The 14,554-nt window shown below is 65.5% G+C and carries 13 protein-coding genes; 2 read left to right on the forward strand and 11 right to left on the reverse strand.

Features of this window, described 5'->3' with window-relative positions:
• Positions 1–23: 23 nt before the first annotated feature.
• Positions 24–518, reverse strand: coding sequence for a VOC family protein (locus ACE10W_RS01720; protein WP_304550331.1), 495 nt, complete (start codon positions 516–518; stop codon positions 24–26).
• 90 nt (positions 519–608) lie between these two features.
• The gene (locus ACE10W_RS01725; protein ID WP_038965232.1) at positions 609–1,154 is read right to left on the reverse strand and encodes a carboxymuconolactone decarboxylase family protein; all 546 of its coding nucleotides are present in this window, start codon (positions 1,152–1,154) and stop codon (positions 609–611) included.
• Positions 1,155–1,291: 137 nt separating this feature from the next.
• Here ACE10W_RS01725 and ACE10W_RS01730 point away from each other — a divergent pair, with 137 nt between their 5' ends.
• Complete coding sequence (locus tag ACE10W_RS01730) at positions 1,292–2,506, forward strand: acyl-CoA dehydrogenase family protein (RefSeq protein ID WP_304550334.1); 1,215 nt, start codon at positions 1,292–1,294, stop codon at positions 2,504–2,506.
• A 119-nt stretch (positions 2,507–2,625) separates the two neighbouring features.
• Complete coding sequence (locus tag ACE10W_RS01735) at positions 2,626–3,765, forward strand: acyl-CoA dehydrogenase family protein (RefSeq protein WP_060909439.1); 1,140 nt, start codon at positions 2,626–2,628, stop codon at positions 3,763–3,765.
• Positions 3,766–4,041: 276 nt separating this feature from the next.
• On the opposite strand, the gene ACE10W_RS01740 is transcribed toward ACE10W_RS01735, so the two are convergent.
• From ACE10W_RS01740 to ACE10W_RS01780, 9 genes are all read right to left on the reverse strand, one after another.
• Positions 4,042–5,079 carry an amino acid ABC transporter substrate-binding protein gene (locus ACE10W_RS01740; protein ID WP_304550337.1) on the reverse strand — a complete coding sequence of 346 codons (1,038 nt, stop codon included), beginning with the start codon at positions 5,077–5,079 and terminating at the stop codon, positions 4,042–4,044.
• Between the two features lie 57 nt (positions 5,080–5,136).
• Positions 5,137–5,730, reverse strand: coding sequence for a L,D-transpeptidase (locus ACE10W_RS01745; protein WP_011083844.1), 594 nt, complete (start codon positions 5,728–5,730; stop codon positions 5,137–5,139).
• A gap of 366 nt (positions 5,731–6,096) precedes the next feature.
• Entirely contained in the window at positions 6,097–7,071 is a 975-nt protein-coding gene (locus tag ACE10W_RS01750; RefSeq protein ID WP_038965233.1) for a hypothetical protein, read from the reverse strand.
• A gap of 103 nt (positions 7,072–7,174) precedes the next feature.
• Positions 7,175–7,738, reverse strand: coding sequence for a thioredoxin family protein (locus tag ACE10W_RS01755; RefSeq protein WP_161532976.1), 564 nt, complete (start codon positions 7,736–7,738; stop codon positions 7,175–7,177).
• Between the two features lie 30 nt (positions 7,739–7,768).
• Positions 7,769–8,467, reverse strand: a complete 699-nt coding sequence (locus ACE10W_RS01760) for a cytochrome c biogenesis CcdA family protein (RefSeq protein ID WP_011083847.1) — start codon at positions 8,465–8,467, stop codon at positions 7,769–7,771.
• Between the two features lie 484 nt (positions 8,468–8,951).
• Positions 8,952–9,563: a sigma-70 family RNA polymerase sigma factor gene (locus ACE10W_RS01765; protein ID WP_011083848.1), complete on the reverse strand. Its 612-nt coding sequence runs from the start codon at positions 9,561–9,563 to the stop codon at positions 8,952–8,954.
• Positions 9,564–10,010: 447 nt separating this feature from the next.
• A complete protein-coding gene (locus ACE10W_RS01770; protein WP_011083849.1) occupies positions 10,011–10,748 on the reverse strand; it encodes a response regulator in 738 nt (245 codons plus the stop codon).
• 10 nt (positions 10,749–10,758) lie between these two features.
• Positions 10,759–12,504, reverse strand: a complete 1,746-nt coding sequence (locus ACE10W_RS01775; RefSeq protein WP_011083850.1) for a DUF3369 domain-containing protein — start codon at positions 12,502–12,504, stop codon at positions 10,759–10,761.
• Positions 12,474–14,552, reverse strand: coding sequence for a HAMP domain-containing sensor histidine kinase (locus tag ACE10W_RS01780; protein WP_271557074.1), 2,079 nt, complete (start codon positions 14,550–14,552; stop codon positions 12,474–12,476). Before ACE10W_RS01780 ends, ACE10W_RS01775 begins: the two co-directional genes overlap by 31 nt.
• Between the last annotated feature and the right edge of the window lie 2 nt (positions 14,553–14,554).

Consider the following 14,554-nt stretch of genomic DNA (forward strand, 5'->3'; position numbering starts at 1 on the left):
TTCGCTTTGCCCACCCTACGACATCACGCCTCCCGCTGGCGCAGCAACGCCTCGACATCCAGCCGCTTCGTAATCATCGCAAGCTTGCCATCCGGCCCGAACGGCCATTGCTCCCTCGGCCGATCCCAGTACAGCTCGACGCCGTTCTGGTCGGGATCGCGCAGGTAAAGCGCCTCGCTGACGCCGTGGTCGCTCGCGCCGTCGAGCGCAATGCCGGCCGAAAGCAGCCGGTGCAGCGCATCCGCCAGCGCGGGGCGCGTCGGGTAGAGGATCGCGGTGTGAAAGAGCCCGGTCGTGCCCGGCGGCGGCGGCGAGCCGCCCTTGCTCTCCCAGGTGTTGAGCCCGATGTGGTGATGATAGCCGCCGGCCGAGATGAAGGCCGCGCCAGAGCCCATGCGCTGCATCAGCTCGAAGCCGAGCACGCCGCAATAGAAGTCGAGCGCGCGATCGAGATCGGCGACCTTGAGATGAACGTGGCCGATCCGGGTGCCGGCATGGACGGCTGGGTTCTGCGACATGACAATGCTCCGTTGATCAACCCCACATAGGCCGCGCCCCGGGACAGTGCCACTGGCCTATCCCGAAACCCAGCGTTTCCGGATGGGAAACTAAGAGAGCTCCGGCTCCTCGCCCTCGGGCAGCCCGAACTCGAACGTGTTCAGCGTCATCGACACCATTGTGTAGTAGCCGCACAGCCCGATCACCTCGACCACGCCGCGTTCGCCGAGCAACTTCACCGCCTCATCATAGAGGCCCTTCTCGACGCCGCGGCCCTCGTGCAGCGACTTCGCGACGTCGTAGATCATCCTGGCCTTGGGGTCGTCGAACTCAGGCGTGCGGCGGTCGCGGATCGCGTCGATGATTTTTGGATCCATGCCGCCTGCAAGCGCGAGGCGCTTGTGCGCGTACCATTCGTAATGCGCGGTCCAGTGCCGCGCCGTCACCAGGATCGCGATCTCCGAGAGCTTGGCAGGGAATATCGTGTCGAAGCGCAGGACTTCGCCGAGCCGCGTCGCGTGACGGGCCATCTCCGGGCTGTTGAGCCAGGCCATCATCGGTGCCGGCGGCTTGCCGCGCTTGCCGGCAATCGACTCGTCATAGGTCTGCCGCTGGCTCTCGTTCATTTCGCCAGGCGAAAGAAGTGTCAGGCGCATTCTCGTTTCCTCTTTGTTTTCAAGCACCGTCGTGGTCGCGACTATAGCCGAATGCGCCTGCGGAAGTGGTTGAATTCCACGGTGCGATGGCCCAGAGTCGCGCCCAACAAGTCGATTTTGATTGATGGAAACGACCAATGACTGACTCTAAAACCAGCGATTCTGAAACGGCCGATCTCGAAACATTCCGCAACGAGACGCGCGCCTGGCTTGAAGCCAACTGCCCGCCGGAAATGCGCAGGCCCGCAACGTCGGACGCCGACGTGTTCTGGGGCGGGCGCAATGCAAAATTCTCGTCCGAGCCGCAGCGCATCTGGTTCGAGCGCATGCGCGACAAGGGCTGGACCGTGCCGGATTGGCCGAAGGAATATGGCGGCGGCGGATTGAGCGCTGCCGAGCACAAGGTGCTGCGCGCGGAGATGGCCAAGATGGGCGCGCGGCCGCCGCTGTCGAGCTTCGGCATCTGGATGCTCGGGCCTGCGCTGCTGAAATACGGCAACGAGGCGCAAAAGAAGGAGCATCTGCCAAACATAGCGGCGGGCCTGATCCGCTGGTGCCAGGGCTATTCCGAGCCGAACGCCGGCTCCGATCTCGCTTCGCTCCAGACCCGCGCCGAGAGCGACGGCGATGATTTCGTCATCACCGGCTCGAAGATCTGGACCTCCTACGCCAACTATGCCGACTGGATCTTCTGCCTCATCCGCACCGATCCGGCCGCTAAGAAGCACGACGGCATCAGCTTCATCCTGTTCGACATGACCTCGAAGGGCGTGACGACCAAGCCGATCCTCCTGATCTCCGGCTACTCGCCGTTCTGCGAGACCTTCTTCGACGGCGTCCGCGTGCCGAAATCGCATGTGGTCGGCACCGTCAACCGCGGCTGGGACGTCGCGAAATATCTGCTCCAGCACGAGCGCGCGATGATCTCGGGCATGGGCGAGCGCGGCGTCGGTCGTCCGCTCGGCCAGATCGCAGCCGATTCCGTCGGCAGCGATGCGCAAGGTCGCCTCGACGATGCGATGCTGCGCGGCAAGATCGCGAGCTTCGATGTCGATGAAGCCGCGCTAGCCGCCTGCGCCGAGCGTGCCGTCGATCTCGCCAAGGCGGGGCAGGCGCATCCGGCGTTCTCCTCCGCGATGAAATATTACGGCACCGAGCTCAACAAGCGCCGCTACGAGATCCTGATGTCGGCCGGCGGCGTCGATGCGCTGGAATGGGAGAGCGAGCGCTCGAAGCAAGGCGCCCGTCCGCGCGCCTGGCTGCGCACCAAGGCCAACTCGATCGAAGGCGGCACGTCCGAAGTGATGCTCGGCATCGTCGCCAAGCGCATCCTCGATCTGCCGGGGGCCTAACCGTCGTTCCGGGGCGGTCCGCAGGACCGAACCCGGAACCTCGAGATTCCGGGTTCGCGTCTTCGACGCGCCCCGGAATGACACCAACAGATTTACAAAGACGCTAGAGACTGAAAACCATGGCCCTCGTCCTCACCGAAGAACAATCGATGCTCCGCGACTCTGCGCGCGGGCTGATCAGCGACAAGGCGCCGGTGTCGCACCTGCGCCACTTGCGCGACTCCAGGGATCCGACCGGCTTCTCCAAGGAGTTCTGGCATTCCTTCGCCGAGATGGGCTTTGCCGGCTTGCTGGTGCCGGAAGAGTTCGGCGGCTCCGGTCTCGGCTTCGTCGAGGCCGGCGTCGTGATGGAGGAGATCGGCCGCACCTTGATGCCGTCGCCCTTCCTCGCCACCAGCGTGGTCGCAGCCTCGGCGTTGAACCGCGGCGGCAATGCCGCGCAGAAGTCGGAATATTTGCCGAAGATTTCCAACGGCTCGCTGCTGGCGACGCTCGCGATCGACGAGGGCGCCAAGCATCGCCCGCTCCGGACCAGCCTCCAGGCCGTGCGTGCCGGCAACGGATTCAAGCTCTCCGGTGCCAAGGCCCTGGTCGTCGACGGTCACGTCGCCGATCTCCTCATCGTCGCCGCACGCACCGCGGGCTCCGCCGGTGAGCGCGACGGCCTGACGCTGTTCCTGGTCAACCCCAAAGCCAAGGGCGTCGCGATCGAGCGCACCATCATGGTCGATGCGCACAACGCGGCGCGGATCGAGCTTGCCAATGTCGAGGTCAATGCCGACAGCGTGCTCGGCGAGGTCGATCAGGCTGCCGGTCTGCTCGACGGCGTGCTCGATATCGGCCGCGGCGCGGTGGCCGCCGAAATGGTGGGCCTTAGCGACGAGGTGTTCAATCGCACCGTCGAGTACCTGAAGAGTCGCAAGCAGTTCGGCAAGCTGATCGGCGAATTCCAGGCGCTGCAGCATCGCGCCGCCGAGCTCTATGTCGACATCGAGATCACCCGCGCCGCGGTGATGAAGGCGCTCCAGGCGCTGGATGCTGACGTCGCCAAAGCCACGTCAGCCGTCGCGGTCGCAAAAGCCCGCGCCGGCACCACCGCCACGCGCGCGGTCCAGGAAGGCGTGCAGATGCATGGCGGCATGGGCATGACCGACCAGTTCGACATCGGCTTCTTCATGAAGCGCGCACGGGTGTGCGAGGAGCTATTCGGGGATGCGAATTACCACACCGAGCAGTTGGCAAGGGCGCGGGGATATTGAGGCGGGTGGACGTGAGGCGCAGGACGCCGCCTCACAATCAGTGTCGTCGCCCGGCTTGACCGGGCGACCCAGTACGCCGCGGCGTCTCGATCAACAACAACTGGCTCTGGAATACTGGATCGCCCGCCTTCGCGGGCGATGACGGTTGAGAGTGTGGAAAGCTCGTGCCTCATCTCGTCATTGCGAGCGCAGCGAAGCAATCCAGACTGTCACCGCAGAGGGATTCTGGATTGCTTCGTCGCTGCGCTCCTCGCAATGACGGCGGAGGAACCGCCGTTACCGCATCGGCGGCGCGTACTGCACGCCACCGGCGTTCCACAGCTGGTTCATGCCGCGCGGGATCTTCAGCTTCGACTTCTCGCCGATATTGCGCTCGTACATCTCGCCGTAATTGCCGACATTGCGGATGATGCGGACGACCCAGTCCTTGGTGAGGCCGAGCTGCTCGCCGTAATTGCCTTCCGTGCCGACGAGGCGCATCACTTCCGGCTTTTTCGACTTCAGCGCCTCGTCGATGTTCTCGGAGGAGACGCCGAGCTCTTCGGCGTTGATCATCGCGTAGAGCGTCCACTTCACGATCATCATCCAGTCGTCGTCGCGCTGGCGCACCACGGGGGCGAGCGGCTCCTTGGAGATCATGTCCGGCAGGATCATGTGATCGCCGGGCTTCGACAGGTTCAGCCGCAGCGCGTAGAGCTGCGAGACGTCGGCGGAGAGCGTATCGCACTTGCCGGTGTCGTAGGCCTTCACCACGTCGTCCAGCTTGTCGAACTTCACCTCTTCGTACTTCATGTTGTTGGCACGGAAGTAGTCGGAGACGTTGAGCGCCGTCGTGGTCCCGGTCTGCACGCAGACCTTGCTGCCGGTCAGGTCCAGCGACGTTTCCTTGTTGCGCGAACGCGGCAGCATGAAGCCTGCGCCGTCGTAATAGGCGACGGCGGGGAAATAGAGGTCGTAGTCGAGCTCACGCGCCATGCTCCAGGTCGAGTTGCGCGAGAGGATGTCCACCTTCCGGCTCTGCAATTCCTTGAAGCGCTCGCTGGCGTCGAGCGCGACGAACTTCGCCTTGGCCGGATCGTTGAAGATCGCCGCCGCCACCGCGCGGCAGAAATCGACGTCGAAGCCGGTCCAGTTGCCCTTGTCGTCGGGGATCGAGAAGCCCGGCAGGCCCTTGTTGATGCCGCACAGCACTTCGCCGCGGCGAACCGTACGCTTCAGGGTGCGGGTGTCGTAGAACTCGTAGATGACGGCGAGCACGCCGACCAGCACGGCGACCGCGAGCCCGATGAGCAGGCCGCCTCGAAAAGTGCGCATGATGTCTCTCTCTCGAAATAATCGGGAAGAAAAGGAAGTGTTGCGAAGGCGGGGAACTTAGAGTTCGGGCTTCTGCCGGATGACCACCTTGGTGCCGACAGGGACGCGATCGTAGAGATCGGCGACGTCGTTGTTGACGAGACGGAAGCAGCCCGAGGACACCTTGGTGCCGATCGTATCGGGACGGTTGGTGCCGTGAATGCGGTACACGGTGGTGCCGAGATACATGGCGCGGGCGCCGAGCGGATTGCCGGGGCCGCCGGCCATGAAGCGCGGCAGATAGGGCTGGCGCTGGATCATCTCGGGCGGCGGCGTCCAGTCCGGCCATTCCTTCTTGTTGGTGATGTTCACCAGCCCCTGCCACTGGAAGCCGTCGCGGCCGACGCCGATGCCGTAGCGGATCGCGCGCCCGCCCGGCTGCACCAGATAGAGGTGGCGCTCTGCGGTGGAGATGATGATGGTGCCCGGCGTCTCGGTGGTGCGAAAGTAGACCACCTGCTTCTGCCATTCCGGCTCGAGCTGGTAGGCGTCGTCAGCGACCAGACCCGGCTCGTCGCCGCGGTCGGGCTGCTGCGCGATGGCCTGTGGTGCGGACAGGATCAGGCCGATCGTGGCCACGAACATCCCGGTCAGGCGACGAAAATCCGTCATTTCAAGCTCTCCCCGCTGCCACAGCGCAAATCATTTAAAGCCATCAAATCTCAGGGGCATGTTCATGGCAAGTTGATGGCGCGCCCGGCTGGTATGTCACGAGAATGCTTTGCTTTTTTGACGGGCCCACGGCAATGCCACAAACAGGGGATGGCGCGAAAAGCCTAGATGGCGGCCGCCAGGCCGGTGCGCTCCCTCCCCCGCTTGCGGGGGAGGGTCGGGGAGAGGGTGCTTCTACAATCAAGGACCCCCAAGAGGCGAGAGCCCTCACCCGCCGCGCTCGGGACGATGCTTCGCATCGCCCGGGGCGCGTCGGCCTCTCCCGCAAGCGGGAGAGGCAAAGGGACCTCGCCAGGCGGCGACCCGTCAGATCTTGTTATTCTCCGCCGCGATCCCGAGCCGCCGCACGATTTCGGCTCCCACGGCGCGGGCCTCGAGCCGCGAGCCGATGCGGGGGCTGCGAAAGCGTCGGCCCGAGCGCAACCGGATCGTGACGATGCAGTGCTCGTCCTCGGACCGGCCGCGGCGGTCGACGGTGATCGTCTTCACCTCGTGCCCCTCGATATGGTCGGTGCGCGGCTGGCCGTCGCCCCACAGGCGTTCGACGCGGATGTCGCCCTCGCGGATGATCCAGAACGCGCCGGTCACGAGGTTGGCGTAGCGATACACGGCGAACGCCGCGATCGCGCCGAGCGGCAGCAGCAGGATATCGACATGGCTCGGCGGCCATCCGCGCCAGAGCTTGTAGGCGTAGGGCACGGCGGACAAGGCGACGGCGATCAGTGCGACGATCCTTATGTCCCGTGCGGAAAACGCCTCGAGCGGCTCGCCGAGATGCATCTCGGAATTGCTGGCATCGAGCGGATTGACCGGCTCCTCGACGTGGGGAACGTCGAATTGCGTGGCGATCCGTGCCACGGTGTCGCGCACATGCGTGACATCCGAGATCGGCGGCGACGTCAGGCGCTCGCCCGAGACAAGCGTGAAGACCAGCTGAAAGCGGGCCTTCACCCGCTTGCTGCCGGGAACTTGCAACCCCGTGATGTCGTCCTTCGGAACGATCCGCGTCTGGAGTTTTCCGAAGGGACGCTGATGCCCGATCAGGATCTCGTCGGGTGTGATGATCCACACCACCGCCGGCGCCATCATGATGCCGACGACAAATCCCGCTCCCACCAGCAGCGCGACCACCGAGATGATGATTTCCAGCGTGTCGTGCGTGAACAGGCCGGGCGTGAAGCAGAGCGCAACGGCCGCCGCAGAGCCGGCCACGACCAGCCGCTGCGCGATCGATGAGCCTTCACGAAGGCGGATGTCGTTGCTGGTGGTCGCGTCGTCCATTGCGGGCGGCTGATTTCGAGGCTCGCGAAACTCCACGGACCGGTCCGTGGAGTCAAGCAACAAGGCCGTCAGGCGAAACCAGCCGCGCGATGTCCGGGCCGCATCAGCTGCTGGCGTTCAGCAGCCTTGCCACCGTGCGGTCGATCTCGTCGTAGCGGCCTTCGCCGGCGTGCTGGAACACGATCTTGCCGGTCTGGTCGATGACGTACTGCGCCGGCCAATACTGGTTGCTGTAGGCGTTCCAGGTCTTCGAATCGTTATCCTGCGCCACCGGATAGGTGATGCCGTGACGCTTCAGGGCGGCCTGCACATTGGAGGCCGAGCGCTCGAACGGGAATTCCGGCGTGTGCACGCCGACCACGACCAGGCCCTTGTCCTTGTATTTTGCATAGAGGTCGGTGACGTGCGGCAGCGTGTTGACGCAGTTGACGCAGCCATAGGTCCAGAAATCGACCAGCACGACCTTGCCGCGGAGATCGGCGATGCTCAGCGGCTTCGAGTTGAACCAGGTGTTGATGCCGGTGAAGTCGGGCGCGGTCTGCTGGCTTGCGGCCGCGCTGACGACAGGCGCAGCGCGTGCGGCCTCGTCGCAGATGCCGGGGATCACGGCGCCGGTCACGGCCATGCCGATCAGGGCTGCGGATACGGCGAGCAGTTTCAAGGTCATGGAAGCGTCCTCCGTTGAGATGCGAAGCAATTACAGGCCGATCTGGCCGGTGGGATAGAAGCCGGTGAGCCACGCCACGATCAGCGTGTCGTATTGGAAGTAGGCGGCGACCGCGAAGCCGATCACGACGACGCCAAAGCCCTGCTGCAGGCGTGGCGAAATGCGCGCGAGGCTGCGCACGCGCGTCGTCGCGGCCTGTCCGCCATAGGCGATCGCGAGCATCGGGATCGCCGCGCCGATGGCGTAGGCGACCAGCAGCGTGCCGGCCCAGGTCGCATTCTTCGTCGTCGCCACCAGCGTCAGGATCGAGCCGAGCACGGGCCCTGCGCAGGGCGTCCAGACCAGGCCCAGCGTGGTGCCGAGGATGAGCCCGCCAAGCGCGCCCTCGCGCTGCGCGGCGCTCGCAGCACCAAGATCGAGCCAGCCATTGAGTCGGATCGACAGCCATTCGAACGGCGCCGGCCACAGCATCAACAGGCCGAAGCCGAGCAGCAGGATGGACGCCGCTTCGCGCAGCACGTTCGGATCGAAGTCGAACAGCCGGGTGATCGCGCCGAGCAGCAGCGCTGTCGCCGAGAACGAGATGACGAATCCGAGCGCGATCATCGCCGGCCGCAGATGCCCCGCGCGTCCGATCGAAGCGCCAAGCAGGATCGGCAGCATCGGCAGCGTGCACGGCGCAGCGATGGTGAGGACGCCGGCAAGGACGGCGAAGATCAGGTCGAGCATGGGCCACTCGCGAGGGAGGTCACGAGGGCAGTTCGGGATGGGAGGGGCAGTCGTTACGTGGCGTCACGGCTTCGTGACGGGGTGCCCATCAGGGTGACGGTGCGCTCCCTCCCCGCTCGCGGGGGAGGGTTGGGGAGAGGGTGTCTCCGCAACGGGATACTCCCCGAGAGGAGAGAGCCCTCACCCGCCGCGCGCGGGACGATGCTTCGCATCGCCCGGGCACGTCGGCCTCTCCCGCAAGCGGGAGAGGCGGGGCTCGCGGTGGCGACCTCAGGCCCAAACACAAAACGACCCGGAGGGGGGCATCCCGTCCGGGTCGTTGGAAGTCTTGGGAGGTTTAAGCAAAACCGTATGTGAGGTTTATAGGAGGGAAGTTTTTCCGCCTGATGTTGTGGTTTGTTTCAATTGTTTCGTCCGCGGTAACACTTCCGTGTCCGGGAATAGGGCCGCTGGTCCGATCCTATCCCTTTGAAATCATGAGCTTTCAGGCAGCGAAGCGGTCGACGCCGCAGCCCTTAAGCAAATCCGCCAATTGCTTGCGGGCATAGAACATCCGCGTCTTCACCGTGCTCTGGGGGATGCCGATGATCCGACCGACCTCCTCCACGGACTTCTCGTGGTAGTAGACGAGGGTGATGATCTCGCGATGCGCGGGCGACAGTTTCTGCACGCAGGCGCGCAGGATGGCGCTGGTGTCGCTGCGGTCGAGCGAGGTCTCGGGCGTGTCGGTGTCGTCAGGGATCTGGCGCACGTCTTCCTGGTCGATGTCCTCGAAGCGGCGCTGGCGCATCGCGGTCAGCGCCTTGAAGCGGGCGATCGACAGCAGCCAGGTCGAGACCTGCGAGCGGCCCTGGAACTGGCCGGCGGTCCGCCACACGTCGAGGAACACCTGGCTGACAAGGTCTTCCGCGGTGGTGGCATCACGCACGATACGCAGGATGAAGCGGTAAACCCGCACATTGTGCCGGCAATACAGGATGTGCATCGACGTCCGGTTGCCGTCGGCAATGCTTTCCAGAAGCATATCGTCCGAAGTCGCCTGAGCGGCGATGATGCTCTGGCTGGCCTGGGCGTTGATGGCGATGACGTTCGGCATAGACTTGGCTCCCCGTAGCGCCGCAACCGAGCGGCGTTTCCTTGGACCAAAGTGTTAATCAGCCACCGTTTCGGGACGTCTGCGCGAAAAGCGGAAAATGGTTTCGTGCGCCGCCAAATTGTTTCGTCGGACAGGGCGCGACGAAACATTCGGGGCAAAAAAGCGTGGAATTTCAATGTACGGAAAATACGGGGGTGGGGATTTGGCAGCGAGCGGAGGCGCCGGGAACGAATTTTCGGGGTTTGCGTTCAGTCGCGCCCCGCACTCCGCCGTCGTCCCGGACAAGCGCGCCAAAAGCGCGCGCCGATCCGGGACCCATAATCACAGGGAGGCGTTGTGGCGCGAAGCTGGTAACTCCGAGTCTTCGCCAAACCCAATTTCGTGGCTATGGGTCCCGGATCTGCGCTGGCGCTTGTCCGGGACGACAGCTGTATTTGCAGCGCGCCCCTACGTCTTCTCGCCAGCCGGCGAGAACAGATAGCCGCCGCCGCGGATGGTGCGGATCACGGCGGGTTTTGCCGGGTCGGGCTCGATCTTGCGGCGGATGCGCATGATGCGCAGGTCCACGGCGCGGTCGAACGCCTCGGCGTCGCGCGCATTGGCCAGTTCGAGCAGGCGCTCGCGCGACAGCACGCGCTTCGGATTGGCCGCGAACACCTTGAGCAGCCCGAACTCCGATGCGGTCAGCGGATGCTCGTTGCCCTCGTCGTCGCGCAGCGCCTGGGCTTCGAGATCGAGCCATTTGGTGCCGAAGCGGACCAGCTGATCCTTGTCCGATTTCGCCGCCGCAGCCTCCGGCGCCGCGGCCTTGGCCGGCCCGCTTCTGCGCAGCACCGAGCGGATGCGCGCCATCAGCTCGCGCAGCTCGCAGGGCTTTGCCACGTAGTCGTCGGCGCCGAGCTCGAGCCCGACGACGCGGTCGATCGGGCTCGCGGTCGCCGTGAGCATGATGACAGGCACGTTGATGCGGCTCTTGAGGTCGCGGATGATCGACAGCCCGTCTTCCTCGGGCATGTTGAGGTCGAGCACGACGAGATCGGGCATGCCGCCGTCGATCGCGGCGCGCAACGACTTGCCGCCGTCGCACAGCGTCACGGTGAAGCCGTGCATCTTGAGGTAATCGCCGACCATCTCCCGGGCCGGGGCCTCGTCGTCGACGATCATGATGTGCTGGCTTTGGGTCATGGTCTTGAGATCACGGCAGTTCGGTCGCGGGGAGGGTGATGGTGAAGGTCGAGCCCCTGCCGGGGCCGTCGCTGTCGGCGGTCACCTCGCCGCCATGCATGTCGATAATACGCTTGACGATGGAAAGCCCAAGCCCCGTCGAGCTCTCGCCGGCGGTCGGTTTTGCCGACAGCCGCTGGAACCGGCCGAACAGGCGGCCGAGATCCTCCGGCGACAGGCCGGCGCCCTCGTCGCTGACGCGGACGATGGTCTCGCTGCCCTCATGGGCGACGGCCACGCTGATCTTGCCGCCGATCGGTGAGTACTTGATGGCGTTGCTGATGAGGTTGTCGATCGCCTCCCGGATGCGGTCGGTGTCGCACATGGTGACGATGTTGGACGGCGCGGCGACGCTGATCGCCTGCTGCTTGTTGACGGCGAGCGGCTGGTTGGCGTCGGCGACCTCCTTGACCAGGGCGGCGACGTCGACCGGCTCGCGGCGGATGGTGATGTCGAAGGCATCGGCCATCGCGTCCGAGATCAGGTGATCGACCATCGTGGTCAGGCGCTTGGTGGCGTCGCGGATGTGATCGACCTGGGCGACCACGCCGCTGGACGAGGCGCCGGTCGAGATCAGCTCCTTCAGCATCTCGGTGCGGCCGAGGATGACGCCGAGCGGATTCTTCAGATCGTGCGCGACGGTACCCAGGATCTCGTTCTTGAAGCCGTTGGCGCGCTGCAGCCGCAGCCACTGCGCCGAGAGGCGGCGGTTGGCCTGCATCAGGGCGCGGGTGCGCTGGGCGACGCGGTCTTCCAGCTGCGTGTTGGCGTCCTGGAGCTGCTGATAGAGGATGACGTTGTCGAAGGCGATCGAGAGCCGGCTGGAGAAGATCTCGACCAGCGAGCGGTCGGTCTCGGACAGCTCGCGCTCGGCCTGCAGCAGCACGACCACCTCGCGGCCGCTTCCGGTGCGCAAGTAAATCACGCTGCGGTGGTCGGCGAATTCGTTCTTGCGGCGCTGGAAGGCGGCCTCGACCATCTCGCGCAGGTCGGGGTCGAGCGCCTTCGACGTCGTGGTGCCGATGAAGCGGCTGTAGCAGCCGCTGCCGGCGAGCACCGAGAGCTCGGGGTCGACGCCGCCATTGTCGCGCAGGACCAGTATTCCGGCGCAATCGACATTGAGCAGCGAGGCGAGCTGGGTCAGCACGCCCTCGGCGAGCCGCTGCATCGACTTGAAGTCGTACAGCGTCGAGGCCGCGTCGATGATGATCTCGAGGCCGCGCCGCGTCTGCACCATGCGCTCGAGCTGCTGATAGGAGCGCAGCGCCGCGGTCAGCGAGGTGAACAGCTTGTCGGCGGTGAGCTCGGTCTTGGCCTTGTAGTCGTTGATGTCGTACTGCACGATCACGCGCCGCTCGGGCGCTTGGCCGGGCTGGCCGGTGCGCAGGATGATGCGCACGGTCTCGTTGCGGATCTCGTTGCGGATGAACTCGACCAGCTCGAGGCCGGCGACGTCGGTCTCCATGATGACGTCGAGCAGCACCGCGGCGATGTCGTTGTGCGCGGCCATCAGCTTGCGGCCTTCGGCCGCGGAATAGGCGGAGAGGATCTCCAGGCCCTGGCCGTTGAGGCTGTAATCGGACAGCGCGAAACGGGTGCCGTCATGCACGGCCGGATCGTCGTCGATGACGGCGATCTTCCATTTCCGGGCGTCCGTATCCTCCGACGCGGTGCCAGTGTCGTCGATCAGGTGGAGGACATCGTCCTGTTCGGCCATTGAGAAGTCCCGTCAGTCTCTGTGCTTTGCGCGCCGCCCTTGGCGACCCGGGGCATGATAATGCGAAAAGTAGTGCCTTGTCCCAGCTTGGATTCCAGCATCATCCGCCCGCCGAGCTGCTGGGTGACGAGGTTATAGACGATATGGAGGCCAAGTCCCGTACCACCTTCATTGCGCCGGGTGGTAAAGAATGGGTCAAAGGCCTGGCGCTGCACGTCCGGGGTCATGCCGGCCCCGTCATCGGTGAAGATGATCTCGATGTCGTCGGCCCCGCGTGGCCGCGCCGAGATCGTGATCGTGCCGGCGCGCCCGTCGGCGAAGGCGTGGTTGGCGGCGTTGAGGAAGAGGTTGGTCAGGATCTGGCCGTAGGAGCCGGGGTAGCCGTCGAGCAGCAGGCCCTCGGGTACGTCGACCTGGAGCGTGATCGGCGAGCGCTTCAGCACCGGGCGCAGGCTGGCGATGATCTGGTCGGTGGCTTCGCTCAAGCTGAACTGCCGCCGCTCGGCATGGGAGCGGTCGACCGCGACCTGCTTGAACGACTGGATCAGCTCGCCGGCGCGCTGGAGGTTGGCGACCAGCTGCTGCGAGGCATCGCGCGAGGCCTGCACGAACTCCTCGAGCTGCGAGCGGCGCAGGCCGCCCTCGCCCTTGAGCTGCGCCTCGAAGATATCGCTGCGCCGGGCAAAGCTCGACGCAACGGTGAGGCTGATGCCGATCGGGTTGTTGACCTCGTGCGCGACGCCGGCGACGAGGCCGCCGAGGGCCGCGAGCCGCTCGGCGTCGATCAGGTTCTGCTGCGCGGTGTTGAGCTCGAGCAGCGCGCTCTCGGCCTTCTCCTTGGACGCGCGCAGCTCGTCCTCGGTCTCACGCTTGGCGATCGCGTTCTCGCGGAACACCTCCACCGCGCGGGCCATGGCGCCGACCTCGTCGCGTGCCTTGGTGCCCTGCACCTCGCGGTCGAGGTCGCCGAGCGTGATCGCGCGCATCGCCGCCATGATCTGCTGCAGCGGCAGGCGGATCGACAGCGCGATCAGCACGCCGGCGGTAAGGATGATGCCGAGGAAGATCACCGCGATCGACAGCACGCGCCGCGAAATATCCGCCAGCGTGCGGTCGAACGTCTCCTGCGCCTTCTGCTCGCGCTGGCGCATCTTAGTGGAGAGGTCGTCGATGGCGCCGATCGCCTCGGCCTGGCTGGCGTCGATGGTGTTGCGCAGCAGCTCGGTGCGGCTCATCAGCTGCTCGGAGAGTTTTGCAAAGCCCTCGCGCAGCGCCACGGTGCGGGTCGCGAGCCGTTGCAGCGCCATGCGCTGGAGGTCGTTGTCGGCGAGGTCGATCATCACGGGGATGGTCTTCTCGATCGTCTCGGTGTTGTGGCGCGCGTCGTCGGCCGCGCCTGATGACTGCGACAGATAGTAGGAGTTGGCCGCGACCAGCATCGCGGTGAAGGCCTCGCGCGACTTGCCGAGCGAGGGCCAGATGAGCGCGTCGCGATGGCCGGTGGCGCCTTCGATGATGGAATACAGGCCCGCCATGTCCCTGGCCGGGCCCTGCACCTGGTCCTCATAGGTCTTGGCGATGGTGGCCTGGACGCTGCGCAGCTCGCCGAAGCCGTTGAGGAAGCGGTCGGTGGTGCGCTCCAGCTCCTCGACCGAGCCCGACAGCATCGGGTCCTTGGCGGCGCGGTTGGCGAGGGTCCCCAGCACCGCCTCGCGCAGCAGCAGGATCTCGGCGAACAGGTCCGGGCTCGGCTGGTTGATGTAGCGGTGGATCAGATTGTGCAGCCGCCCGGTCTCGCTTTCGAGCAGCGCCAGGATCCGGTCGGACTCGCGCACCTGGCGCACGTCGTCCCAGGCCGAGCCCAGCACTTGCGAGCCGTTCCAGATCAGCGCCACCAGCACCACCACCACGGCGGAGTTCAGCGCCGCGATCGACAGGATGCGCCAGCGGATCGGCACCGCCCGAAGCGCGCCGACGAGGCGCGCGCGCAGCCGCCCGAGCGGCCCGGGCTGCCTGTCTGCGTGCTCGCTGTGTCCAGCTGCGGGCAACG

Source organism: Bradyrhizobium sp. B025, from assembly GCF_042257955.1.
Classification (GTDB): domain Bacteria; phylum Pseudomonadota; class Alphaproteobacteria; order Rhizobiales; family Xanthobacteraceae; genus Bradyrhizobium; species Bradyrhizobium diazoefficiens.

Excerpts from the sequence above, each read along its gene's own strand:
- ACE10W_RS01720 (WP_304550331.1), bottom strand. The coding sequence starts at position 518 with ATGTCGCAGAACCCAGCCGTCCATGCCGGCACCCGGATCGGCCACGTT.
- ACE10W_RS01725 (WP_038965232.1), bottom strand. The coding sequence starts at position 1,154 with ATGCGCCTGACACTTCTTTCGCCTGGCGAAATGAACGAGAGCCAGCGG.
- ACE10W_RS01730 (WP_304550334.1), top strand. The coding sequence starts at position 1,292 with ATGACTGACTCTAAAACCAGCGATTCTGAAACGGCCGATCTCGAAACA.
- ACE10W_RS01735 (WP_060909439.1), top strand. The coding sequence starts at position 2,626 with ATGGCCCTCGTCCTCACCGAAGAACAATCGATGCTCCGCGACTCTGCG.
- ACE10W_RS01740 (WP_304550337.1), bottom strand. The coding sequence starts at position 5,079 with ATGCGCACTTTTCGAGGCGGCCTGCTCATCGGGCTCGCGGTCGCCGTG.
- ACE10W_RS01745 (WP_011083844.1), bottom strand. The coding sequence starts at position 5,730 with ATGACGGATTTTCGTCGCCTGACCGGGATGTTCGTGGCCACGATCGGC.
- ACE10W_RS01750 (WP_038965233.1), bottom strand. The coding sequence starts at position 7,071 with ATGGACGACGCGACCACCAGCAACGACATCCGCCTTCGTGAAGGCTCA.
- ACE10W_RS01755 (WP_161532976.1), bottom strand. The coding sequence starts at position 7,738 with ATGACCTTGAAACTGCTCGCCGTATCCGCAGCCCTGATCGGCATGGCC.
- ACE10W_RS01760 (WP_011083847.1), bottom strand. The coding sequence starts at position 8,467 with ATGCTCGACCTGATCTTCGCCGTCCTTGCCGGCGTCCTCACCATCGCT.
- ACE10W_RS01765 (WP_011083848.1), bottom strand. The coding sequence starts at position 9,563 with ATGCCGAACGTCATCGCCATCAACGCCCAGGCCAGCCAGAGCATCATC.
- ACE10W_RS01770 (WP_011083849.1), bottom strand. The coding sequence starts at position 10,748 with ATGACCCAAAGCCAGCACATCATGATCGTCGACGACGAGGCCCCGGCC.
- ACE10W_RS01775 (WP_011083850.1), bottom strand. The coding sequence starts at position 12,504 with ATGGCCGAACAGGACGATGTCCTCCACCTGATCGACGACACTGGCACC.